The following is a 24,137-nucleotide window of genomic DNA, read 5'->3' on the forward strand; positions in this document are numbered from 1 at the left end:
GAGGAGCATAGCCGTGAGCGAGACGTGGCTCGTGATGGGGCTGGGAAATCCCGGCCCACAATATGCCAATACCCGGCACAACGTCGGTCACATGGTCGTGGACACGATGGCCCGCAGTATGGGGGCGTCCTTCAAGCGGCATAAGTCCGGCGCGGTCGTCGTCGAGGGCCGGCTGGGCATCGGCGGTCCCCGCGTGGTTCTGGCCAAGTCCACCGGTTACATGAATACCTCGGGCGGCCCCACCTCGGCCCTGGCCAAGTTCTACGATGTTGCCCCCGAGCGGATCCTGGCGGTTCACGACGAGATCGACATTCCCTTCGACACCCTCAAGATCAAAAAGGGCGGCGGCGAAGGCGGGCACAACGGCCTGCGCGACATCTCGAAGGCCCTCAATACCAAGGATTACGTGCGCGTACGTGTGGGCGTAGGGCGCCCTCCCGGCCGGATGGACACCGCGGATTACGTCCTCAAGGCCTTCTCCAGCACGGAATCCAAGGAGTTGCCGTCGCTCTTGGTTGACGCCGCGGACGCCGTCGAGATGGTCATGACCGCCGGGCTCACCGAGGCGCAGCAGAAGTACCACGCCCGTTAAGGCGTGTGTCCGCGACGGTCGTGCGTCCCGCGTCAGGTCATAGGATGGAACACATGAGTGATGCGACGACACAGACCCTTCCCTCGGCCACAGGCCCCCTCGATGACGCCGCGGTCGCCCAGCTCAAACACGACTTCCCGATCCTGAACCGGACCGTCGATGGCCAGCGGCTCGTCTACCTGGATACGGGGGCGACCAGTCAAAACCCCACGCAGGTGCTGGACGCCGAACGTGAGTACTACGAGCGGCGCAACTCGGCGGTTCATCGCGGGGCGCATTCCCTGGCCGTCGAGGCGACGGATGCCTTCGAGGACGCCCGCGAAACCATCGCCGGATTCGTCGGCGCGCAGACCGAGGAGATCGTCTGGACCTCGAACGCGACCGAGGCGCTGAATCTGCTGTCGTATTCGTTATCCAATGCCTCGGCGGGTTTGGGCGGAGCCGAGGCGGCCCGGTTCGCGCTGGGGCCGGGGGACGAGATCGTGACCACCGAGATGGAGCACCACGCGAATCTCATTCCGTGGCAACAGCTCGCCGCCCGGACCGGTGCGACGCTTCGCTACGTTCCGCTCGGCGAGGACGGGCTCCTGGACTACGAGGCCGCCGAGGACGTTATCGGGCCGGCCACCCGAATCGTGGCCTTCACGCACGTATCGAACGTTTTGGGGTCCATTACCGACGTCGACCGTCTCGTGGCCCTGGCGCGACGGCACGACGCGCTGACGGTTCTGGACGCGTGCCAGTCCGTGCCGCACCTGCCGGTCAACTTCGCGCGGCTCGGCGTCGACTTCGCCGCGTTTTCCGGACATAAAATGCTGGGACCCACGGGCATCGGCGCGCTCTACGGGCGCCGCGAGCTCCTGCGGGACCTACCGCCGTTCCTCACGGGCGGCTCCATGATCACCCGGGTGACCATGGAGGAAGCCGAGTTCATGGAACCGCCGATGAAATTCGAGGCCGGCACCCAACGGGTCTCGCAGGCGGTCGCGTGGGCCGCCGCCGTGCGCTACCTCGAGGCCATCGGTATGGACCACGTGGCCGCGTGGGAGGCGAGCCTGGGACACAGGCTCGCGGAGGGCGTGGCCGCGATCGAGGGCGTCCGGCTGCTCGGCCCGGAGGCGGGCCGGGAACGCGCCGGGCTTGTGTCTTTGAGCGTCGACGGCGTCCACCCGCACGACGTCGGGCAGTTGCTGGACACCCGAGGAATCGCCGTGCGTGTGGGCCACCACTGCGCGCAGCCGCTGCACCGGGCGTTGGGGATCACGGCATCCACCCGAGCCAGCGCCTACATCTACAACACGACCGACGACGTGGACCGATTCCTCGAGCACCTCGCGGGCGTCCGCGGATTCTTCGGACTCTGAGCAAGAGAGCAGGTTTCAACGTCATGAGCGATCTTGGACAGCTGTACCAGCAGATCATTCTGGACCATTCCCGCCGCCGCTCCGGGGAGGGGCTTCCCGATGCGCCGATGGGCCCCTTTGCGGAGAACCATCAGTACAACCCCACGTGCGGGGACGATATCAACGTGCGCATAGTTCTCGACGATTCCGGGCAGCGCATCGCCTCGATGGCCTGGGAAGGCGATGGTTGTTCGATCTCCATGGCCGCGGCGTCGGTCCTCTCCGAGATGGCGCCCGGCATGAGCCTCGAGGAATTCCAGGAGACGGTCGATTGCTTTCGCCACATGCTGAGGTCCCGCGGCGCGGAGGAGCCCGACGAGGAGGTCATGGGCGACGCGGCCGCCTTCGCCGGGGTCTCCAAATTCGTCGCTCGCGTCAAATGCGCGATGCTGGCCTGGGTCGCGGCGGAAGAGGCCGCGCGGGAAGCCTCTGCGGTAACGCGCTGAGGCACCGGGGCGGTTACGTCATGAGCATCGTTCCCGCCACGAATGCACCAGTGGGCGGAGACGCTTCTTCAGCGCTCCCACGGTGCGAATCTTCGTATCCACGACGCGGTAACGGGCCGGTCCGAGAGGATCGCGCACAGACACCGAATATTTGTCCAGCAGATGTGAGGGCACCAACTCCTGGCCCACCTGGTCGGGGAACCGACGGGCGAACCGGGCGGCTCCCCACGCCTTATCCGGATATCCGCAGAAGTGCATCACGAACGCGTCGTGCAGTGACGCGCCGTAGTAGTGCCCCCGCGAATTGAGCTGTCGATGCCCGACGATTCGGGTTCGTGCCAGTAATCCCGAGGTGCACAGGTACCACCACATCTGATCTTGATCCCCATGGGTGAAAACGCCGTATTCGGCGTTGTTCCACCATTCGCGCACTGTCTCCAGCCGGACGGTGGACATCGATTCCAGCATCGCCACTGCTTCCGGGCAGTTCTTGAGGAGAAACACCCCGGTATTGATCCGAGACCAGAATCCGTTGGGCTCCTCGGGGCCCTCCGCGATCACGAGGACATTGCCGTCTCGTTCCGCCTCACGCACCATCTCGCGGATCGCGTCGGATTCGAAATTGGTGAAGTACGCGTCGTCGTCGATCCACACGAGCCAGTCGTACTGGGGGAGTAGTCTACGGACGATCGACATTTTGTAGTCGTACTTGGTGGTGATGCGGGGGTCGATTCCACATTCGAGCCGGTAATCCAGCCCGTGCTCGCGCGCGTAGATCGAGTGGTTGATGTAGGAACGTTGCCGGATTTCGTCGCCGCCGCTGACGATGCAGATACGTGGAATGTCAGGATCCTGAACTTGAGGGGGTCATGTGTTCAATCCCTGCGCAATACGTGCCGGAGGAATTCGCTGAAGGTACTTATATCGGACGATCCCACTCAGATTCTCAGGCAGTGTGGTCTCCGGACTCCGTGGAATCGAGCCCCATTCGTACCTTCCGGGGAGCATCATACCGAATGCGCCTACGGAACGAGCGACTCTGCCGAAAATCGGCCCCGGGGAGGCGGTTGCTCCCGGAGTGGGTGTGGTGTTCGCAACGATTCCCGTAAATTTGAAACAGACCGCCTAATCTGTAGAGGGCAAACGTTCAGTCGCTATCCCGAGGTGTTGCCCGTGAACATCCTTCCCTCTCGTCGAACCGTCGTCTCTGGCGCGGCATGGTCGCTTCCCGCTATCGCGGCCTCTGCCGCCGTGCCCGCCGCCGCGGCCTCGCGATGCATTCCCGAAATCACCCACTACTGGGGCGGGCTCGGATACCACTGGGGGCAGCTCGGCGAGGCCTCGCAGGCGCGCACGACGCAGGTCCTGTCCCTTCAAGCCGGCGAGGTCGTGATCGAGAATCTGCCGCCGGGTGTCTCGGTCGATCGCATCGAGGTTCGGCAGGTGATCGCGCGAAGGGAAGGCCAGCAGTCGCCCGGTCCGGGCTATTTTTACCCCGCCAATCCGGCCGCGACCTTCGCTCGGCAGTCCTCGGGGTTTACGCCCAGACACGTGCCCGAGGCGGCCCAGAATCACACGACCGACGGCTCGCGGCGGTTCACCGTGACGACGCTTTTCCCGGCTCCGGGCAGTGGCTACGACCCGTTCGTGAAGGCGAAAAACACCGCCGAATTCGTGGACTGGCTCGACGGTCAGCGGACCCGCTCGTGGACCCTGTGGTACGAATGGTCCGCGCGGCGCAATCGTCTGCCGAACCTCTACACGGACCAGGCGGACGGGTGCCGCCGATTTACCACGCGGCCCTCCGGCACCTTCAACGTGACCTACCGCAATATGGTGCGCGCTCGCCGGGAAGACGTCGGGCGCCAGATGGTCTATACCACCGCTTGGCTGTCCAACGGGCAGACCCTGACGCGGACCAGCACCAGCGTCGGTCCCCGCCCGGGCTTCTCCGCTGGGGGAGCCGAGGCCGGCGGGGCGTCGACCGACTGAGAACCCGAGGAACGTCCGCGGGACCGGTCACCGCCGGGGGAACGCCCCGCCGAGCCCCTGGCCGACGCGCGAGGGCGGAATCCTGGACAGATACTTATAGCGGACGAGGCCCTCGAGCAGGCCCAGGGAATTGCTGGCCCTGGAAACCGCCGATTCGACGGCCCTGTCTCGCCGTCCGAGGATCATCATGCCCAAGGCACACAGCGATCGCGCCAGGGTCACGACCGGATGGGTGCGATACGAGCGGGCCTCGTGTCAGGCGTCGTGACGCGCGCAGACCAGGGCCAGGGACAAGGCGTGATGGAAGCTCTTGCGGCATCGGGAGCGCGCCGACGACGCGGAACGGTACAGGATGCCCATGCCGTCGGATTCCTGCAGGGACAGCCCGGTCGCGGCGATGCGGTAGGAGAGGTCGTTGTCCTCGCCGCCCCGCCACAGGCTCGCGTCGAAGCCGCCCATCTGGAGGAGGAAATTCCTGCGGGCCGCGAAGGTTCCGGCCATCAGCGCCGGGGCGATATTTCCGTGGCCCGCCAACGGCAGGTCCGCCGGAACATCCCCGCGGAGCCGGCGGTGCCGATACGCGCGGAGCCGATCGGGGTCTGCGAAGTCCTCGTGTGAGACGGGCACGGCCGACCCATTGACGACCGGTATCCGTTGCAGGGCCTCGAACGCGGAGCGCACCCACGCCGGTCCGACGGCGTCGTCGGCGTCGCAGAAGGCGAGATGCTCCGAACGGGCCTCGCCGATTCCGCGATTCCGGGCGAAGGCCGCACCGCGGTGTTCGGAGGCGTCCACGTATCGAAGGTCGATCCCAGGGGTCGAGGCGTTCCGTGCGAATCCCCGGAGGTCGTCCGTGGAACCGTTGTCGCAGAGCAGGACCTCGAAGGACACGGGTGAGCGTTGGTCGAGCAGGGAATCGAGCAACGTCTCGAGCGTGGTCACGCTATTGCGGCACGGCACGATGACGGACAAGAGCGGCGGATCTGACAAGGTGGTTCTCCGTTCGTGGGGGGGGCGTCGTCCCGGGACGACGGGCCCGTTAGCCGCGCCGGGTCTCCCAGGCGGTGGGCCCCTCGTCGGAAGCGGCCGCGGCGCGGGCCTCGTCCGGGTTCGGGGGAGCCCCGTCGTAGGTGTCGACCGGGTAACCGGCGGCGCGCAGCTTCTTGTAGTGGGCGTTGCGGAAGCTGAGCAGGATTCCGCCGAGGAAGGCGGCCAACAACGATCCGCTGAGGACACCGACCTTTGCGTGGTCGTCGTGGATCGTTCCGAGCCCGAAGCTGAGCTCGGCCACGAGCAAGGCCACCGTGAACCCGATGCCTCCCATCATCGCCAGGCCGACCACGTCCACCCACGACATGTCCTCGTCGATCTCGGCGCCGCTCACGTGCGTCAGGATCCACGTCGAGCAGAAGATGCCGATGGTCTTACCGAGCACCAGGCCGGCGACGACGCCGATCGCCACCGGGTCCGTGAAGGCATCGACGATCCCGGACCACCCGCCGACGGCCACGCCCGACGCGAAGAACGCGAAGACCGGGATCGCGATGCCGTTGGATAACGGGGAAAACCGGTGCGACAGGCGCGGGGCCAAGCCGATGGGGGCCTCGCCGGCCTGCGGGGTGGAGCGGTGCAGGACGGGGACCATGAAGCCCAAGACCACGCCGGCGATCGTCGCGTGAATCCCGGCCGAATAGATCAACACCCACGTGACGATGCCGATCGGGAGCAGGATGGCCCAGGCTCCCCACCGGCTGTAGGCGAAGAAGCGGGGCCAACGGTGGGTCAGAACCCAGAAGGCCGCGGCCGGGATGATGGCCAGACCCAGGTAGAGGAAATTGACGCCTTCGGAGTACACGAAGGCGATGATGACGATCGCGATGAGATCGTCGACCACCGCGAGGGTCAGCAGGAACGTCCGCATCGCGGTCGGCAACGCTGAACCGACCACGGCGAGCACCGAGACGGCGAAGGCGATGTCGGTGGCGGTCGGGATCGCCCAGCCCTTGAGGGTCGCGGAGTCTCCCGAGATCAGATTGATGACCGTATAGATGATCGCGGGCATCGCGACGCCGCCGAAGGCCGCGGCCACCGGAACGATGGCCTTGCGAATCCTCCGCAGCTCGCCGTCGACGAATTCGGACTTCAGCTCCAGGCCGGTCATGAAGAAGAAGACCGCCAGAAGCCCCTCGGAGGCCCACTCTCCGACGGTGTGGAACGCGCTATCGACGCCGGGGAGGCCGACGTGGGCGTCGCGGAGGCCAAAGTAACCGTCCGCGAGCGGAGTATTGGCGAAGGCAAGGCCCAGGATCATCGCGGCGATCATCAGCAGGCCACCGGTATTGCCTTCCCGGAGTTTCATCCCGAAGCGGCCCTGGTGGTACCCCTCGTCTTGCAGCGTTGCGGTCATGGTCCCCTCTACCTGCGATGCGCGTTTCTAGACGGCGGCGTCGCCTCCCGGTGGGTGACGGGTGGTCCCGTCACCGCCGTGTGTCGGAAGGCGACGCCGTGATGTGCTGTGCCGGCCCTTAGCCGTGGTTCTTGATCCAGGCTTCGGCGGTCGTGCTCTGCAGAGACAGGGCCTTGCCGATGTACGGCTCGGCCGCGGCGGAGATCTTCTTGCCGACGAGCGGAATGTTGGCCTTGACCTCGCCCTCGACCTCGACGAGGGTCGACTCGCCCTGCGAGGTGAGCTTCTGGTGGGCCGTCGCGGAGACGGGCAGGCCGGCGACGTCGATCTTGGTCTCGACGGTGCGGGAACCGTCACCCTGCGGGGCGCTGAACGAGTCGACCTGGGTCAGCTTGACCCCGTTGCCCACGAACTTCTGGGCCACGCTGGGGACCTTGTCGGCGCCGACCGCGCGGACCGTCGTGACGGTGAACGCGGCGGAGCGGTCCCCGTCCACGGACAGGCTCTCGAACTCGACCCCGGCCTTCTGCGCCACGTGGCGAGCGAAGTCCTCCGAGCTGAAGGCCTCCAGAACCTGATCGATCGGCGCGTTGATGGTGTGTGATTCCTGCATAGCCATGAGTTCACTCAATTCCTAGTGGTCAACAGATTCGTGGTCCAGTTTAGCGGCGATGGTCACGAGCGCCGCATGCGTCACGACCGCGTCGTTAAGCCGGCAGCATGCGGGCATGGTAGGACCGGCGGGGACGGGCGTAGGGTAAGGGTCGTGCGGATTGCCTCCGCATCACGCCCGTCTCGGCCACCAGGTCCGCGTCATTGGGCGCCTCTTCGTGTGCCCTTTGGCCGCCCCACACCGACCACCACCCAAGGATCCAGACTTCTATGAGCCTCATCGGGTTGCGACAAGCCCTCGACAAGGAACCCACCTTCGCCAACGTCCTCGCGCAGGCCTCGCGGCCCGCCGCCGAACGATCCGCGGAAACGGTGATCGGCGCCGCGGAGGGGCTCCGAGCACCCCTGGTCGCCCAGATCTCGGACGGATTGGCCGCGGCCCCGCGGGAGACAACCGACGACGGGTCGGGGCATGCCCCCGTGGTACTCGCGGTGACCGCCACGGACCGGGAGGCCGAAGACCTGGAAGGCATTCTCGGCTCCTACCTGGATCCCGAGGCCGTGACCCGGTTCCCCGCCTGGGAAACCCTGCCCCACGAGCGGCTCTCGCCGAGATCCGACACGGTCGGTCAGCGCCTAGCCGTGCTCCGCCGCCTCTCCGAGGCCGAGGATCCCGTCCGCGTGGTCGTCGCCCCGATCCGTTCGGTGTTGCAGCCGATCTCCGCGAGCCTCGAGTCCATGAAACCCGTGCGCCTGAGCGTCGGGGAGGAACACGATTTCGAGGCGACCGTCGCGGCCCTCTCCAACGCCGCATATTCCCGCGTGGACCTGGTCACCAAGCGCGGGGAATTCGCGGTGCGCGGTGGGATCCTGGACGTCTTCTCTCCGGTCGAGGACCACCCGGTGCGCATCGATTTCTTCGGCGACGAGATCGATCAGATGAAGTGGTTCGCGGTCGCGGATCAGCGAACCTTCACGCCCAGCGACGAGGGGGACCCGACGTCGCTCATCGCGCCCCCGTGCCGCGAAATTCTCATCACGCCGAACGTCATGTCCCGGGCCGCCCACCTGAAGAATTCCCTGCCGGGAGCCGAATCGATGCTCGAACGCATCGCGGGCGGGATCTACGTCGAGGGGATGGAGTCCCTGGCACCCCTGCTGGTGGACGCCATGACGACCTTGATCGCGTCCCTCCCCGGCGAGTCGATGACGGTGCTGCTCGAACCGGAGAAGGTGCGGGCCCGGGCGGCCGATCTGGTCGCGACCAACGAAGAATTCCTCGTGGCCGCCTGGGAGCAGGCCTCCGACGGACAGCAGGCCCCCATCGACCTGAACGAGACCGGCTTGGCCCAGGCGAGCTTCATGTCGGTGGCCGACGCCAGGGCCGAGGCCCTCGACGCGGGCGTCGGCTGGTGGTCGGTCACGTCCCTCGGCGTCGACGACGCGATCGACGACGAGGCGGATACCCTGACCATCGCGGTGCGCGCGCCCCTGACCTTCGCCGGAAACGTCGAGGCGATGCTCGAGGTCGTGGGTGATCACGTGCGCGACGGCTGGCAGGTCGTCGCCGTGACCGACGGCCCCGGGCCGCTGAACCGCTTGGCGGAGCTCTTCCAGGGGGCGGACCTTCCGGCCTCGCGCAGCGACGACCTCGTCTCGGAACCGCAGCCCGGGCTCATCGAGCTCACGACCGCCCCGCACGGGACGGGCTTCGTGCTCGAGGACGCGAAGATCGCGCTCCTCACGGAGGCCGACGTGCTGGGCAAGGCCAGCCCGTACACCACGCGGGACATGCGCAAATTGCCCGCGCGGCGGCGTCGCAATGCGGTGGACCCGCTCGCCCTCAAGCCGGGGGACTACGTGGTGCACGAGCAGCACGGCATCGGCCAATTCGTCGAGCTCATCCAGCGTCCCATCGCCGGGGCGATGGTCAAGCCGGGCCAGCCCAAGCCGATGAAGGAATACCTGGTCCTCGAGTACGCCTCGTCGAAGAGGGGCGCTCCGCGCGACCGGCTCTTCGTGCCCACCGACCAGCTCGATCAGGTGACCAACTACGTCGGCGGGGACGCACCGACCCTGTCCAAGATGGGCGGCTCCGACTGGTCGAAGACCAAATCCCGGGCCCGCAAGGCCGTCAAGGAGATCGCCGCCGACCTGATCCGCCTATATTCCGCGCGCATGGCTTCGCGCGGACACGCTTTCGGGCCGGACACCCCGTGGCAACGCGAGCTCGAGGAAGCCTTCCCCTACGTGGAGACCCCGGACCAGCTGACCACGATCAACGAGGTCAAGGCCGACATGGAGAAAGAGATCCCCATGGACCGCCTGATCTCGGGCGACGTCGGGTACGGCAAGACCGAGGTCGCCGTCCGCGCCGCGTTCAAGGCGGTCCAGGACGGGAAGCAGGTCGCGATCTTGGTCCCGACGACGCTCCTGGCCCAGCAGCACTCCGAGACCTTCACCGAGCGGTTCAGCGGCTTCCCCGTCAGGGTCGCCACGCTGTCACGGTTCCAGACCTCCAAGGAGTCCAAGGCCGTCGAGGCCGGCATCGCCGACGGGACCATCGACGTGGTCATCGGAACCCATCGTTTGCTGTCCCAGGCCATCAACTTCAAGGACCTCGGCCTGGTGATCATCGACGAAGAGCAGCGGTTCGGCGTCGAGCATAAGGAGAAGCTCAAGACGCTGCGGACCAACGTGGACGTCCTGGCGATGTCCGCGACGCCGATCCCGAGAACCCTGGAGATGTCCCTGACCGGCATCCGCGAGACCTCGACCCTGGCCACCCCTCCCGAGGAGAGGCACCCCGTGCTGACCTTCGTGGGGCCGCATACGGAGAAGCAGGTCGCCGCGGCCGTGCGTCGTGAATTGATGCGCGAGGGTCAGGTCTTCTACGTCCACAATCGCGTGTCGTCGATCGACCGGGTGGCCTCCGACCTGCAGAAACTGGTTCCGGAGGCGCGCATCGCGGTGGCTCACGGCCAAATGAGCGAGGCGCGGCTCGAACAGATCATCGTGGATTTCTGGGAGAAGAGGTTCGACGTGCTGGTCTGCACGACCATCGTCGAGACCGGCCTGGACATCTCCAACGCCAACACGCTCATCGTCGACCGCGCCAACAACTACGGCCTGTCGCAACTGCACCAGCTGCGCGGGCGCGTGGGGCGAGGCCGGGAACGCGCCTACGCCTACTTCCTGTATCCCCTCGAGAAACCGCTCGGCGAGGTCGCCCTGGAGCGACTCAAGGCGGTCGCCGCCCACAACGAGCTCGGCGCGGGCATGCAACTGGCCATGAAGGACCTCGAGATTCGCGGCGCCGGAAATCTGCTCGGCGGAGAACAATCGGGCCACATCGCCGGCGTCGGCTTCGATCTGTACCTGCGGCTCGTGGGCGAGGCCGTCGCGGACTTCCGCGGGGACGAGCGCGAGGAAGTCCCGGCGGAGATGAAGATCGAGCTCCCCGTGGACGCCCACTTGCCCCACGACTATGTTCCGGGGGAGAGGCTTCGGCTGGAGGCCTACCGAAATCTGGCGGCGGCGGCCACCGAAGAGTCCGTGGAAGAGGTCGCGGCCGAACTGCGGGACCGTTACGGCGAGCTGCCCGAGCCCGCCCAGAACCTGTTGAAGATCGCGCGCCTGAGGATCAAGGCCCGCTCGGTCGGCCTGACCGAGGTCATGGTCATGGGGCCCAAGATTCGGTTCTACCCCGTGGATCTGCCGGAGTCGAAGGACATGCGGTTGAAGCGTATGTACCCCGGAGCGTTGGTCAAGACGATTCCCGGCACCGAGCAGCAACAGATTCTGGTGCCCAAGCCGAAATCGGCTCCCGTCGGGGGCAAGGATCTGGTGGACGACGCGATCCTGGAATGGGTCGCAGGCTTCATCGACGCGATCATGGCCTAAGCCGGGCCACGCGGTGCCGCTAGCTTCATCGAGCGCGGTCACTCGGGCCCCGGTGAAGGGGTCGACAACGGCACAGGGCCGGTTCTCCCGTGGGGGAGAACCGGCCCTGTGCCGTTGTTGGTGTTCGAGGCGCACCGCGCTCGGCCGTTAGTTCTGCGTGAGCTCCTTGCCGTGCGTCGAATGCTTGGCGGTCTTGCTGCTGAGCACCTGGAAGGGGATGAGGTACGTCAGGGCGTAGAGAACGATCGCGATGGCGAACGGCAACCAGGCCTTCGAATCCGAGATCCACAGCCCGAAGCAGTACAGCGAGGCGACGAACAGGATCATGCAGAAAATGAAGAAGAGCAGATTCGACACGAGATGGCCCTCACCGGAGTGGTTGCGGACCTTGCGGTTCTCGCTGCGCATCTCGGAATTCTCTGCGTACTCCTGGCCTTCTTCGCGAAAGGCCGATTCGGTGGCGTGGGTCATGTGATCCTCAATCCTGACGGTGTGTTCCCCTGGGCCGCCCGGACTGGGGCGCGGCAACGCAGGGTCGATAGACATGCTGATTCCAGTATAGGAGCAAGTGGTGGGGTTTAGCTCGCCCGGATGATGTCGATCCCCTTCGAGGCCCCGATGCGGCTCGCGCCGGCCTCGATCATCGCGAGCGCATCCTCGCGAGTCCGGATGCCCCCGGAGGCCTTGACCCCGATGTCGGGGCCCACGGTCAGCCGCATGAGCTTCACGTCGGCGACGGTCGCGCCGCCGGTCGAGAAGCCCGTCGAGGTTTTGACAAAATCCGCGCCGGCTTCGACCGCGGCCTGGCACGCGAGGACCTTGTGATCGTCCTCGAGGAGGCAGGTCTCGATGATGACCTTCAGGAGCCCGTCGTGAGCGTGGACGGCGTCGGCCACCGCGCGGATGTCCGCGGTGAGCGCCTCGCGGTCGCCCTCCAGGGCGTCGGCGATGTTAATGACCATGTCGACCTCTTGGGCGCCGGCGGTCAGTGCGGAGGTGGCTTCGTGAACCTTCTGCCCGGTCGTGGTGGCGCCCAGGGGGAACCCGACGACGACGCAGGCCACGGAGTCGCTGCCGCGAAGCCGCTCGGCCACGAGGTTCGCCCAGATGGGATTGACGCACACCGAGGCGAAACCGTGTTCGCGGGCCTCGTCGCAGAGCCGCTCGACGTCCGCGGCGCGGGCGTCGGCGGCCAGGATGGTGTGGTCGATCATGCCGGCCAGATTGTCGGGGGTGGATTTCTCGGTCATGGGGTCTCCATTTTCTGGGGAGGTTCGCGAATGATTCGGCGGGCTGACGGTGGTCAGGATTCGGTGTCGACGCCGAGGGCGCGGGCGATGTCGTGGCGCAGCTCGGTCAGTCGGGCGGAAGCCGCGGCGCGGGCGTCGGGGAGGCGATCCCTCTCCGCGACGGGCACCACGGCCTCGAGGTAGCACTTGAGCTTGGGCTCGGTCCCGGAGGGCCGCACGATGACGCGGCTGTCGTCATCGGTCAGGAGCAGGATCCCTTCCGTCGGGGGAAGATCCTTGGACCCCTGGGCGAGGTCCCGGAACTCGGTCACGCGGGATCCGGCGAGCTCGGTCGGGATGTTCCCTCGCAGACGAATCATCATCGCCTCGATGCGCGCGAGGTCGTCCACGCGCACGGAGAGCTGATCGGTCGAGTGCACGCCGTGCTGCAGCGCGAGGTCGTCGAGGACGTCGAGCAACGACTTCCCGGCGTCCTTGAGCTTGGCGGCGTGGTCGGCGACGACGAGGGCCGCCGAGATGCCGTCCTTGTCTTTGACGAGGTCCGGAGCCACGCAATAGCCGAGGGCCTCCTCGTAGCCGTACACGAGGCCCTGGACCCGGGCGATCCATTTGAATCCCGTGAGGGTCTCCTGGTGACCGATGCCGTGTTCCGCCGCCATCTTGCCGAGCAGGCGGGAGGAGACGATCGAATTCGCGAAGAACGGGCGGGCCCCTCCCGCCGAGGGGATCCGGTCGAGCATGATGCGACCCAGGATCGCGCCGATCTCGTCGCCGCGCAGGATCCTCCAGCCTCCCTCGACGCTGGGGTCGGGGATCGCGAACGCCGCTCGGTCGGCGTCCGGGTCGTTGGCGATCACGAGGTCGGCGTTGCGGACGCGGGCGAGCTCGAGGGCCAAATCCATGGCGCCGGGCTCTTCCGGATTCGGGAAGGCGACCGTCGGGAACTTCGGGTCCGGGAGAGCCTGCTCGGGGACCACATGCAGTTTGTCGAAGCCCGACCGGGAGAGCACGAAGGACATTACCTCGCCGCCGACGCCGTGCATCGGCGTCAGCACGACGCTGAGGGAACGTTGTTCGGGCGCGATGCCGGGAATCAACGAGGTGACCTCGTGCTCGTAATCCCGCGCGATGCGTTCGGGCAGGGTCGTCCACCCGGACGTGGCCCGCTCGATCTGATCCACCGGCGGCGCGGAAGCGATCTTCGCGGCGATGTCGGCGTCCGTGGGAGGCACGATCTGGGCGCCCCGAGCATCCTCGCCGACGGCGCGGCCACCCAGGTAGACCTTGTATCCGTTATCGGCGGGCGGGTTGTGAGACGCGGTGACCATGACACCCACGTCCGCCTTGAGCAGGCGCGTGGCCCAGGCAAGGACCGGTGTGGGCAGCGGCAACGGCATGAGGAAGGCATCGATCCCGGCGGCCGTGAAGACACCCGCGGTGTCCCGGGCGAAGGCGTCGGACTTGGTCCGGGCGTCGTAGCCGATGACGGCCCGCACGCTCGTGCCCCACTTCTCCTGGGAGGCCCTCTCCGCGAGGTATTCCGCCACGCCGTAGGCCGCTCGGGCCACGACGGCCCGATTCATCCGCATGGGCCCCGCGCCCAGGGCGGCGCGCAATCCGGCGGTGCCGAACTGGAGATTTCCGGAGAAGCGATCCCGTAGCTCGGCGGCCACGGCGTCGTCACCCTCCGCACGGCTGGTCAGGTCCAGGAGCTCCCTCTGGGTTTCGGGGTCGGGATCCGCCTGGACCCACTGCATGGCCTGATCGATCAATTCGCTCATCGGTGTCATGGGATAAACCTCGTTGTTTTCCTGCTGGCGGTGGGCTCAGCTGTCCAGTCGGTCGATGATCTGGGAAAGCAGAGCCGAGATGCGTGGTCCGGCATTGCGGCCTTCCTCCAGCACCTCGTGGTGGTTCAACGGTGTTTCGGAAATGCCGGCGGCCAGGTTGGTGACCAGCGAGATTCCGAAGACTTCGAGTCCGGCGGCGCGGGCGGCGATGGCCTCCAACGCGGTGGACATCCCCACGAGATCCGCGCCCAGGGTGCGGGCCATCCGGATCTCGGCCGGGGTTTCGTAGTGGGGCCCCGGGAGCTGAAGGTACACGCCTTCCTCGAGGCTGGGGTCGATCGACCGGGCGATCTCGCGGATCCGGGGGGAGTACAGATCGGTCAGGTCGACGAAATGCGCCCCGATGAGGGGAGAGGCCGCCGTGAGGTTGATGTGGTCCTTGATCAATACGGGGGTGCCCGGACTATAGGTGGGCTGAAGACCGCCGCAACCATTGGTGAGGATCATGGTCGAACAGCCGGCGGCCGCGGCCGTGCGGACCCCGTGAACCACGGCGTCGACGCCGCGGCCCTCGTAGAAGTGCGTCCGGGCGCCGATCACGAGCGCGTGCCGGCCGGACGGGGTCGTGATGGACGTGATCGTGCCCGCGTGCCCGGCGACTCCGGAGGCGTGAAAGCCGGGAACCTCGGAGGCCGGCAGCACCGCGTCGGTTCGGCCGATCAGCTCGGCGGCCCCGCTCCAGCCGGAGCCCAGGGTCAGGGCATAGTCATAGTTCTCGACGCCGGTCTGCTCCCGGATGTACGCGGCGGTCTCGTCGGCGAGCCGGTTGGGCTCGAAGGCCATGTCCGAGGAGTTTCCGGGGAGTCGTCGGGGCAGAGTATTTTCGCTGTTGCTCACCCGTCCAAACTAGCAGGATGTCGGGGGATAGGAAGAGGACGACGGCGGGTGTTCGAGGCGGTCCGCCTACTCTGCCTCGTTGTCCCATCCGAGGAATGTCTCGCGGCGGCCAACGGCTTCACCACCGTGTTGGTCCGTCGGAGCGGCAAGGCTCGATCACGGCGTGGGTCTCGGTAGAGGAACCCAGGGGATCATCGATCCGGGGCGCGCCAACGTTAGGTAATCGGCGTGAGCGCACGAAGAGCGCCCATCCACCTACTCTGCACAGTCAAGGTGGACGGGCGCTCTTTCCCCTGCGGGCTTCTCAGACCTCCAGGCCGAGGGCCTGAAGGATGGGCTTAACGATGGGTCCTAGATAAGAGACGGCGTCTCCCAGGTAAGAGTTGAGGTTCGAGAGGGCAGAATTAATGCTGTCGATGATACTCATGAGTATTCCTTTCGATGGTGTGTAATGACCTGCTTTGTTGTAGGTCACATCTTGATAAAAACCCGTTGACTTCATGTTGTCAATGGTTGTTACGCGTTTCGATCTGATTCAGATGATTGTGGCGTCGAGGCGGAGAGTCCGATATAACCCGCATGCGTTTGAATCGGTGAGGACTTGTGTAAATCGAACGCGAAGCCGCCGTGAAACTTTCCTTAATGATGACGAGCCTCACGCATGCCGGATTCATTCAGGATTCACTTAACTTACTTTAAGGTACGAATAAACTTCTGTAAGGGGGTTGAGATTTTTAACATCCGTCTATAGCGTGGAACACGTTCAGGACAATCCTTTGATTGGCCCGGACATGTGGAGGTTTCTGAACTCATCAGTAAGGAGTTCGAGAACCGTGATGTGGCATTGCTGTATTGAATGACATAAGCCTTCAAAGCAGGAGGATGTTATGGACGATTCCTTTACCGAAATTGACCGCTGCGCAATGAAGATGGCCCTGGATGCTGCCCGTCAAGGACCGAGAGGTGCCAATCCATTGGTCGGCGCCGTTCTTGTGGGACCGGATGGGCGGGTGCTGCAGAAGGGCCATCATCGGGGAAGCGGAACACCCCACGCAGAAGCCGACCTCATCGAGAGGTTTCAGGCCTCGGGTCAGACTGCGCTTGGCTCACATCTCTATGTCACCTTGGAGCCTTGTCGCCATACGGGAAAGACCGGACCCTGCGCGCAAGCGATTGTGTCGTCAGGGATCCGAAAGGTCACCTACGCGGAATCCGATACCACGCCCCAAGCGGCCGGAGGAGGCGCATTCCTGACAGAGCACGGCGTTGAGGTTCGCCAAGGGTGCCTCGGACGTGAGGCGCACGAGCTCAACGGGCGGTGGTGGTCAGCGCAGGATGAGGGGCGGCCCTTCGTGACAGCGAAGATAGCCAGCACCTTGGACGGTTGTATCGCTGCCGCGGACGGGACGAGCCAGTGGATCACGGGTCAAGAGGCGCGGGGGCACGGGCACGGGTTGCGGCGGCGCGTCGACGCGATCCTCATCGGCACCGGGACGGCGATTGCCGACAACCCGCGATTGACAGCCCGGAACGCGGATGAGTCATTAGCCGACGATCAACCCCTTCGTGTGGTTATGGGCCACCGATCCATCCCCGCAGAAGCCCCATTGAAGAGAAGCCCGGGTTTTGTGCACCTAGCAACAAGAGAACCGGGGAAAGCGCTCAAAGAGCTTGCCGATCGTGGGGTCCGCCATGTCCTACTCGAAGGCGGGGCCAGCCTCATTTCATCGTTCATGATGGCGGATCTGATAGATGAAGTCTATTGGTATCAGGCGACCAAACTATTAGGTCCAGGAATTTCAGCGATGGGAAACCTCAACGTCTCCACGCTGGGTGAAGGAATTGACTTGCAACTCGATCAGGCGGGAGGTGAGCAAGATGGTACGACGAAAGGAGTAGGCATACTGGGTCGCGACGTTCTATCTCACCTGAAACCGTAGTTCATGACGTTAATTCAATGGAGGATGTCTTGTTTACTGGAATTATTGAGTCGCTGGGTACCGTTGAAAATATCGATCGAAGCGATCGTTCAGCCCGAATATTCGTGCGTTCGAGTGAGTTAGCCGGGGATATCCCTGAGGGTGCATCATTGGCGGTCAACGGCGTTTGCCTGACCGCCACCAAGAAGGGGCCCCACGACGACGTATTCACCGCCGACGTCATCGGCGAAACAATGTTGCGGAGTAATTTAGACTCGCTGAGCCCAGGTGCAAAGGTCAACCTGGAACGATGCCTGACCACGGACGGTCGGTTCGACGGCCACATTGTTCAGGGGCACGTTGACGCCACCGGCAGGGTTAAAGAGGTCATGCGTCACGCGGACGGATGGGTCACGATTCGCATCGGCGTTCCGGGGCAGTTGGCGCCGCAGATCGCGGAAAAGGGATCGATCGCCGTCGACGGGGTTTCGCTGACTATCAGTAACGTCAGTGCCCCCTCCTCCGATGAACACTGGTTTGAGGTCGGAGTGATTCCCACGACTCTCTCGGTGACGACGCTAGGAAACGCGCGCCTCGGCGATCTCGTCAACCTGGAGACCGATCCGGTGGCCAAATATCTGTCGCGGTCACGCAATTTCGGGCGGGTGCACCACTTTCCTGGGGCTGAGAAGGACCTCGCCCCTCGTGACGGCCAATCGACGTCGCATCTGGATTCCGTGGAAGACGCGATCCATGCCATTGCCCGCGGAGGCCTCGCGGTCGTCGTCGACGATGAAGATCGCGAGAACGAAGGTGACCTGATTGGGGCAGCGGCCCTGGCCGATCCCACGACGCTGGGGTTCATGATCCGTTACTCGTCGGGTGTGGTGTGCGCGCCGATGACGCAAGAGCGCGCCGACGCGTTGGACCTACCTCCGATGGTCAGCCGAAATGAGGACCCGAAGGCGACGGCTTACACGGTAACGTGCGACGCCGCATACGGGGTAACGACGGGGATCAGCGGTCACGACAGGGCCAAGACCCTCAATGTCCTTGCGGATCCTTCCTCCTCGGCGTCGGCCGTGACCCGTCCGGGGCATGTGTTGCCCCTCCGAGCCGTCGACGGAGGAGTCCGAACCCGTGCCGGCCACACGGAAGCCGCCGTCGAGTTGGCACGGTTGGCGGGCGTGGAGCAGGTCGGATACATCGCGGAACTCAATCACGACGACGGAACCATGATGAGGTTCGATGCCCTCCGGGAATTTGCCGATATGCACTGCCTGCCGATGATTTCTATCGAACAAATGATCTCTTGGCTCAACGCCCGAGAGTCAGATAAGAAGTCTGTGAGTGAAAGTGTGCTTGCATAATGGACATCTCCACCAGGAAAGACAATAATCTCATCGAAAAAACGGAACCGGTAATCGTTCCTACACCCTTCGGTCGGTTCTCGGTGCGTGGCTGGATGTTTCCGGCCGAACGGGAATTGCTCAGTTTTACCGCGGTCGATCAGGACGATCATATTCTGAACGATGAGCACGAATATCCGCTGGTGAGGTTGCATTCAGAATGCGCTACCGGGGATATATTCGGATCGTATCGTTGCGACTGTGGCCCTCAGCTTCACAAGGGGTTGCATCAGGTGTCCGTGGGAGGCGGGACGGTCGTCTACATCCGCGGGCACGAGGGCCGGGGAATTGGCCTTGTCAACAAGCTGAAGGCTTATCTGTTGCAGGATCAGGGCATGGATACGGTCGATGCGAACATCGCCCTCGGGTTCGAGGCGGATCAACGCGACTACGAGCAAGCTGGCATCGTGTTGAATGGTCTTGGGATTCGCAAACTTCGTTTGATGACAAACAACCCTGCGAAGGTCAATGCCCTGCAAGGATATGGGTTTGATGTCCAATGCATGGTTCCTGATGAAATTGCACCTCGTCCTGAAAACGAAAATTACCTGAAAACCAAGAAGGCCCGCATGGATCATCATCTTGAATTGAACGCGATCGGCAGATAGGGCCCTCCTCGGAGCCGCACGCCGTGACGCGAAAATGAGACATAGTGTATCGATACGTAAAGGTTTAAGGATAAATATGAGTAGCAACGGACTTGCAGTCACGAATATTGATGATCTTGATGTTGATGGACTGAAAATCGCGGTGGTCGCCGCGTCCTGGCACGACAAGGTCATGGACGGCCTCCTGGGCGGGGCGCAACGTGCCTTGCGTCAGGTGGGGCTCGAGGAAGCTGCGACCTTCGTGAGGGTTGCGGGCGCCTTCGAGCTCTCGGTGGTCTCACAGGAATTGGCGCGGACGCACGACGGAGTGGTTGCCCTCGGCGTCGTGATTCGCGGTGGCACTCCGCACTTCGACTACGTCTGCGCCGCCGCGTGCGACGGCTTGGGACGCGTTGCCTTGGACACGGGCAAAGCGATCGGCTTTGGGGTCTTGACGTGTGACGACGAAGAGCAGGCCTTGGACCGGGCCGGACTGGACGGATCCGGCGAAGATAAAGGGTACGACGTAACGGCCGCTACCCTGCAGACCGCGACGACTCTTCGGGACTTGTCTCACAGCGCCTAGCCAAGCGCTCCATGGTTCCGAGCCCATGGTCGGTCCGCACGGAAAATCTCGTGCGGACCGACCCTACATACTTGTGGAAGTGCAAAGATGACAAGCAATCCCCGGAGCACGACTATGAAAGATTCGTCCGTCCCCGCATGGCGAGTTTCCGGGGCCATGTATCTCCTCCTGACGGCATTTCTCGGACGACTGCCCCAGGCCATGGGAGCCCTCGCGCTGGTGTCATTCATCCGGGACGGAGGCGGGTCGTATAACCTTGCCGGAATCGCGACGGCGACATTTATTCTGGGCGGCGCTTTGGGGCAACCTTTTTGGGGTCGTGTCGTCGACCGGCGAGGCCCTCGGGCCGCCGTGTGCCTGATTTCGATCAGTGGCGGGATCGGTCTGTGCTGCGTTGCATTCTTCGGTGTCGAGCACGGGATGCTTCTCGTCGGCGCGACCACCGTGGCCGGATTGGCGACGCCGCCACTGGAATCGTGTCTCCGATCGACGTGGCCGCTACTGATGAATCCGGGCCGACAGCTCAACCAGGCATTTAGCTTGGATGTTGCGGCTCAACAATTCCTCTTCGTCCTCGCGCCGATGATCAACGCGGTGACGCTGTCCGTGATCGGGCCATCGAACAATATCTTGTTGATGGCGGCGTTGACGACGACCGGATCGATCGCTTTTTCCATGTCCCCCGTGATGAGGAGAGTCGCCGCCGGGCATGCCACACAAGCGGCGGTGTCTCCGCTGTCCTACCCGGTTTTGAGAAGGATCATCGGGACCCAATTTCTCTTTGGCCTCCCGGTGGGGGCGTTACCGGTGCTCGTCAATACCTTCGGCGAGCTCAAGGAGTCCGCCATCTTGCCCGGCGTCTTGCTGGGGATCAACGGCGTGGGTGGGTTCCTAGGAACGATTTGGATGAGCCGGTGGAAGTTCGAAAGGCCCATCACGGTGACGTTGCGTTGGACGATTATCAGTTTCGGGGCTTCATTCGTGTTGCTCGTGTCCGTTCAGGTTTCGGAAATTTATTATGCGGTCGCGGTTTTCCTCGCGGGCATCGGATTTCCGATGGCTCTGGCTCAAATATTCCACCTCATCGAAAGGTCTGTGCCCCGTGAGGTTCTCAATGAGGCCAATGCCTGGGCGGTCAGCGGGGTAGGAACGGGCATCGCGATGGGGACGTGGGGCTGTGGCCTGGCCCTAGGTGTGGCCGGGCCGGTGGCGGGAAGCGTCATGACCGTGCTGTCCTGCGCGTGTTTGACGTGGGCCTCGCTGATCATCGTCCCCCGAAGTATGAACGACACGGGCTTCACGCGTACCAATTCCTCCCATATCCGCGGATGACTTGGAAGGACTCGGTGTGCTGGGGGAGAATGGGCCCGTGAGCGAAGCTACTGCATTTACACCCCAGAAGATCATCATCGTCGGCGGCGGCCCCGGTGGATACGAGTCCGCCCTCGTGGCGGCGAACCTCGGCGCGGACGTCACCATCATCGAGGAGAAGGGGCTGGGCGGCTCGGCCGTGCTGACCGACGTCGTCCCCTCCAAGACCCTTATCGCGTCGGCCGACACCATGAACCGGTTCAGCGAGGCCCCGGCCCTGGGGATCAGAACCCGCGCCGGCGACGAGCTGGTCGAGCTCGAGGTCCACATGGACAAGGTGAATCAGCGCCTGCTGAACCTGGCTCATGAACAGTCCAAGGACATCCGGCGCACGCTGGAAAAGGCCGGGGTCAAGGTCATTGACGGCAAGGGCCGCCTCGTCGACGACCGCACGGTCGAGGTCACGGACAGCCAGGGACTGACCTATCGCCTGTCGACGCACGCGATCCTGCTGAGCGTCGGCGCACATCCGCGCGAGATCCCGACCGCTCGCCCCGACGGCGAGCGGATCTTCAACTGGACCCAGCTGTACCAGCTGCAAACGGTTCCGGAGCACCTGATCGTGGTGGGCTCCGGCGTCACGGGCGCCGAGTTCGCCTCGGCCTACCGGGGCCTGGGCTCCGAGGTCACGCTGATTTCCTCCCGCGAGCAGGTGCTCCCGGGCGAGGACGCGGACGCGGCCAAGGTGCTCGAGGACGTTTTCGACCGCCGCGGAATGAACGTCATGCCGCGGTCCCGTGCCGCGGCGGCGGAGAATACCGGCGACGGGGTCATCGTGACCCTCTCGGACGGCCGCAAGGTGGCCGGCTCGCACTGTCTCCTGGCGGTCGGTTCGATCCCCAATACCGCGGACCTCGGCCTGGAGAACGCCGGCGTGGCAGTCTCGGATTCCGGCCACATCGCGGTGGACGGGGTTTCCCGCACCACGGCGTCGAATATCTACGCCGCCGGCGACTGCACGGGGGTCATGCCGCTGGCGTCGGTCGCGGCGATGCAGGGCCGGATCGCGATCGCTCACCTCCTCGGGGACTCGGTGGGACCGCTCAAGAAGCACCGCGTCGCGTCGAACATCTTCACCTCCCCGGAGATCGCCACGGTTGGCGTTACCGAGGCCGACATCGACAGCGGCCGCTACCAGGCCGACAGCGTCATGCTCTCCTTGTCGACGAACGCTCGGGCCAAGATGATGGCGGTCGAGGACGGTTTCGTGAAGATCTTCGCGCGGAAGGGATCGGGCACGATCATCGGCGGCGTCGTGGTCGGTCCGCGTGCCTCCGAGCTGATCTTCTCGCTCTCGCTCGCGGTCAACAAGAAGATGTCCGTGGACGAGTTCGCCGACACCTTCTCGGTCTACCCCTCCCTGGCCGGGTCGATGTCCGAAGCGGCCCGCAGGCTGCACCGCCTGCCGGCCTAAAATCGGTAGGTTAAAACACCACCGCCGCCGGTCTCCGCAGAGGAGGCCGGCGGCGGTGTTTAACGTGCCGTCTACCGGCGGGAACCCACCTCGGTGAGGTCCACGTCGCGGGTTTCGTGGGAGATGAACAGGGCGATCAGCGTGATGACCGCGGCCCCGGCCAGGTACCAGCCCACCGCGGAGACCCCGCCCTGGGCGTTGAGCCACACGGCCACGTACGGGGTGATCGCCGCGCCCAGAATCGACGCCACGTTGTAGGAGATGCCCGAACCGGTGTAGCGAACGTTGGTCGGGAAGAGCTCGGGCAGGTATGCCGACATCGAGCCGAAGGACAGGCCCATGATCGCCATGCCGATCGAGATGAACAGGACCAGCCCGGGGATGTTGGCGTTCTCGCCGGTCCCGAGGGTCGAGGGGGCCATGAAGATCCCGAAGCTCAGGCCGAACGCGACGAGCAAGATATTCGTCGCAATCTGCTGCCGACGCCGGCCGATTTTGTCCGCGAGCCAGCCGGAGACGGGGACGAAGGCGGCGAAGAACAGGACGGCCAGGAGCTGCACCTTGAGGAACGTGTGGTACGGAATGCCGAGGCCGGCGCCCTTGGCGGGGTTGCCGATGCCGTAGGACAAGATCCACGCGGTCATCAGGTAGAACAGCACGTAGCAGGAAAGCATGATGAACGTTCCGAGGATCATGGGCTTCCACGCGGTCTTGAACGCGTCCACGACGGGCGCCTTGGCCTTCTCGCCCTGCCGCATCGACTGCTTGAAGACCGGCGTTTCCTCGAGCTTGAGGCGCACGTAGAGGCCGATCGCGACCATCGCGATCGAGAACAGGAACGGCACGCGCCAGCCCCACACCATAAACGTGGCGTCGGTGGCCCCGGCATCAGTCGAGGAGTCGAAGTTCATCCAGGTGGTCAAGAGCAGGATGAAGCCGTTGGCCAGGATGAATCCCAGGGGTGCGCCGAGCTGCGGCCACATCGCCGCCTGCGCTCGCTTGCCCGGTTTGGCGTATTCACTGGCCAACAGGGCCGCGCCGGACCATTCTCCGCCGAGGCCCATGCCCTGGGCAAAACGCAGGATGGTCAGGATGGCCGGTGCCCAGAACGAGATCTGGTGATAGGTCGGCAACAGGCCGATGAGGAAGGTCGCCAGTCCCATCGTCAGCAGGGCGCCGACCAGGGTCGCCTTGCGGCCGATGCGGTCGCCGAAGTGGCCGAAGACCACCGAGCCAATCGGGCGCCCGAAGAAGGCCGCCGCGAAGGTCGCCATCGAGGCCAGGAGCTTGGTGGTGTCGTCCTGGCCCGTGAAGAACAGAGCGGGGAAGACGGCCACCGCGGCGGTCGCGTAGACGTAGAAGTCGTAGAACTCGATCGTGGTGCCCACGAGGGAGGCCGTGATGATGCGGTGCCTCGGCACGCGCTCGGCTGCTGTCGTCAGGTCCTCTGCGGCCGCGCTCGAGCCGGTCGCAGCGGAGGTTTCGGTTACGGGCATCGAAGCACCTCACAGGTCGGATAGGGAAGCCGAATCCTTAGGGGGAAGCGGCGCGAATGATGT

22 protein-coding genes are annotated in these 24,137 nt (G+C 64.7%); 11 read left to right on the top strand and 11 right to left on the bottom strand.

Annotated features, from left to right (window positions below; all coding sequences use genetic code 11):
- Positions 1–13 precede the first annotated feature (13 nt).
- Genes pth through sufU form a run of 3 tightly spaced genes read left to right on the top strand, consistent with a single transcriptional unit; the run spans position 14 to position 2,441 of the window.
- The gene (gene pth / locus CURSPS6_RS10225) at positions 14–592 is read left to right on the top strand and encodes an aminoacyl-tRNA hydrolase (protein ID WP_030015957.1); all 579 of its coding nucleotides are present in this window, start codon (positions 14–16) and stop codon (positions 590–592) included.
- A gap of 53 nt (positions 593–645) precedes the next feature.
- The gene (locus CURSPS6_RS10230; RefSeq protein WP_030015958.1) at positions 646–1,956 is read left to right on the top strand and encodes a SufS family cysteine desulfurase; all 1,311 of its coding nucleotides are present in this window, start codon (positions 646–648) and stop codon (positions 1,954–1,956) included.
- A gap of 23 nt (positions 1,957–1,979) precedes the next feature.
- On the top strand, positions 1,980–2,441 hold the full coding sequence (gene sufU, locus CURSPS6_RS10235) for a Fe-S cluster assembly sulfur transfer protein SufU (protein ID WP_030015959.1): 462 nt from the start codon (positions 1,980–1,982) through the stop codon (positions 2,439–2,441).
- 18 nt (positions 2,442–2,459) lie between these two features.
- Here sufU and CURSPS6_RS10240 read toward each other — a convergent pair whose 3' ends face one another.
- Positions 2,460–3,137, bottom strand: coding sequence for a hypothetical protein (locus CURSPS6_RS10240; protein ID WP_030015961.1), 678 nt, complete (start codon positions 3,135–3,137; stop codon positions 2,460–2,462).
- A gap of 477 nt (positions 3,138–3,614) precedes the next feature.
- Between CURSPS6_RS10240 and CURSPS6_RS10245 the strand changes: the two genes are divergently transcribed.
- Positions 3,615–4,433: a hypothetical protein gene (locus CURSPS6_RS10245; RefSeq protein WP_030015962.1), complete on the top strand. Its 819-nt coding sequence runs from the start codon at positions 3,615–3,617 to the stop codon at positions 4,431–4,433.
- Between the two features lie 27 nt (positions 4,434–4,460).
- Here the strand turns inward: CURSPS6_RS10245 and CURSPS6_RS10250 are convergent, their stop codons facing one another.
- The 4 genes from CURSPS6_RS10250 to CURSPS6_RS10265 form a co-directional block, all read right to left on the bottom strand.
- Complete coding sequence (locus CURSPS6_RS10250) at positions 4,461–4,655, bottom strand: hypothetical protein (RefSeq protein WP_030015963.1); 195 nt, start codon at positions 4,653–4,655, stop codon at positions 4,461–4,463.
- Between the two features lie 33 nt (positions 4,656–4,688).
- Complete coding sequence (locus tag CURSPS6_RS10255) at positions 4,689–5,423, bottom strand: glycosyltransferase (RefSeq protein ID WP_035811060.1); 735 nt, start codon at positions 5,421–5,423, stop codon at positions 4,689–4,691.
- Positions 5,424–5,472: 49 nt separating this feature from the next.
- Positions 5,473–6,840 carry a Na+/H+ antiporter NhaA gene (nhaA, locus tag CURSPS6_RS10260; RefSeq protein WP_082470445.1) on the bottom strand — a complete coding sequence of 456 codons (1,368 nt, stop codon included), beginning with the start codon at positions 6,838–6,840 and terminating at the stop codon, positions 5,473–5,475.
- Positions 6,841–6,958: 118 nt separating this feature from the next.
- The gene (locus CURSPS6_RS10265; protein ID WP_030015966.1) at positions 6,959–7,459 is read right to left on the bottom strand and encodes a DUF2505 domain-containing protein; all 501 of its coding nucleotides are present in this window, start codon (positions 7,457–7,459) and stop codon (positions 6,959–6,961) included.
- 263 nt (positions 7,460–7,722) lie between these two features.
- On the opposite strand from CURSPS6_RS10265, the gene mfd reads away from it, so the two are divergent.
- Positions 7,723–11,355, top strand: coding sequence for a transcription-repair coupling factor (gene mfd / locus CURSPS6_RS10270; RefSeq protein ID WP_030015967.1), 3,633 nt, complete (start codon positions 7,723–7,725; stop codon positions 11,353–11,355).
- 147 nt (positions 11,356–11,502) lie between these two features.
- Here mfd and CURSPS6_RS10275 read toward each other — a convergent pair whose 3' ends face one another.
- The 5 genes from CURSPS6_RS10275 to CURSPS6_RS12885 form a co-directional block, all read right to left on the bottom strand.
- Positions 11,503–11,826, bottom strand: coding sequence for a hypothetical protein (locus tag CURSPS6_RS10275; protein ID WP_051687911.1), 324 nt, complete (start codon positions 11,824–11,826; stop codon positions 11,503–11,505).
- Positions 11,827–11,933: 107 nt separating this feature from the next.
- The gene (gene deoC, locus CURSPS6_RS10280) at positions 11,934–12,605 is read right to left on the bottom strand and encodes a deoxyribose-phosphate aldolase (RefSeq protein WP_030015969.1); all 672 of its coding nucleotides are present in this window, start codon (positions 12,603–12,605) and stop codon (positions 11,934–11,936) included.
- Positions 12,606–12,658: 53 nt separating this feature from the next.
- Positions 12,659–14,386 carry a phospho-sugar mutase gene (locus tag CURSPS6_RS10285; RefSeq protein WP_416371672.1) on the bottom strand — a complete coding sequence of 576 codons (1,728 nt, stop codon included), beginning with the start codon at positions 14,384–14,386 and terminating at the stop codon, positions 12,659–12,661.
- 45 nt (positions 14,387–14,431) lie between these two features.
- Positions 14,432–15,238: a purine-nucleoside phosphorylase gene (locus CURSPS6_RS10290; protein ID WP_030015972.1), complete on the bottom strand. Its 807-nt coding sequence runs from the start codon at positions 15,236–15,238 to the stop codon at positions 14,432–14,434.
- A 358-nt stretch (positions 15,239–15,596) separates the two neighbouring features.
- Positions 15,597–15,719: a hypothetical protein gene (locus CURSPS6_RS12885; RefSeq protein ID WP_268750750.1), complete on the bottom strand. Its 123-nt coding sequence runs from the start codon at positions 15,717–15,719 to the stop codon at positions 15,597–15,599.
- Positions 15,720–16,179: 460 nt separating this feature from the next.
- Between CURSPS6_RS12885 and ribD the strand changes: the two genes are divergently transcribed.
- The 6 genes from ribD to CURSPS6_RS10320 all read left to right on the top strand — a co-directional run bounded on the left by ribD (position 16,180) and on the right by CURSPS6_RS10320 (position 22,578).
- Positions 16,180–17,232, top strand: coding sequence for a bifunctional diaminohydroxyphosphoribosylaminopyrimidine deaminase/5-amino-6-(5-phosphoribosylamino)uracil reductase RibD (ribD, locus tag CURSPS6_RS10295; protein ID WP_030015973.1), 1,053 nt, complete (start codon positions 16,180–16,182; stop codon positions 17,230–17,232).
- A gap of 17 nt (positions 17,233–17,249) precedes the next feature.
- Positions 17,250–18,581, top strand: a complete 1,332-nt coding sequence (gene ribB, locus CURSPS6_RS10300; protein ID WP_200910932.1) for a 3,4-dihydroxy-2-butanone-4-phosphate synthase — start codon at positions 17,250–17,252, stop codon at positions 18,579–18,581.
- Positions 18,581–19,228, top strand: a complete 648-nt coding sequence (locus CURSPS6_RS10305; RefSeq protein WP_030015975.1) for a GTP cyclohydrolase II — start codon at positions 18,581–18,583, stop codon at positions 19,226–19,228. The genes ribB and CURSPS6_RS10305 overlap by 1 nt, the downstream gene beginning before the upstream one ends.
- A 76-nt stretch (positions 19,229–19,304) precedes the next feature.
- Positions 19,305–19,793 carry a 6,7-dimethyl-8-ribityllumazine synthase gene (gene ribH / locus CURSPS6_RS10310; protein WP_030015976.1) on the top strand — a complete coding sequence of 163 codons (489 nt, stop codon included), beginning with the start codon at positions 19,305–19,307 and terminating at the stop codon, positions 19,791–19,793.
- A gap of 114 nt (positions 19,794–19,907) precedes the next feature.
- Positions 19,908–21,125, top strand: a complete 1,218-nt coding sequence (locus tag CURSPS6_RS10315) for an MFS transporter (protein ID WP_160319795.1) — start codon at positions 19,908–19,910, stop codon at positions 21,123–21,125.
- Positions 21,126–21,162: 37 nt separating this feature from the next.
- A complete protein-coding gene (locus tag CURSPS6_RS10320) occupies positions 21,163–22,578 on the top strand; it encodes an NAD(P)H-quinone dehydrogenase (RefSeq protein WP_030015979.1) in 1,416 nt (471 codons plus the stop codon).
- 71 nt (positions 22,579–22,649) lie between these two features.
- On the opposite strand, the gene CURSPS6_RS10325 is transcribed toward CURSPS6_RS10320, so the two are convergent.
- On the bottom strand, positions 22,650–24,074 hold the full coding sequence (locus tag CURSPS6_RS10325) for an MFS transporter (RefSeq protein ID WP_030015980.1): 1,425 nt from the start codon (positions 24,072–24,074) through the stop codon (positions 22,650–22,652).
- Between the last annotated feature and the right edge of the window lie 63 nt (positions 24,075–24,137).

Origin of the sequence: Curtobacterium sp. S6, assembly GCF_000710345.2 — a bacterium.
Classification (GTDB): domain Bacteria; phylum Actinomycetota; class Actinomycetes; order Actinomycetales; family Micrococcaceae; genus Rothia.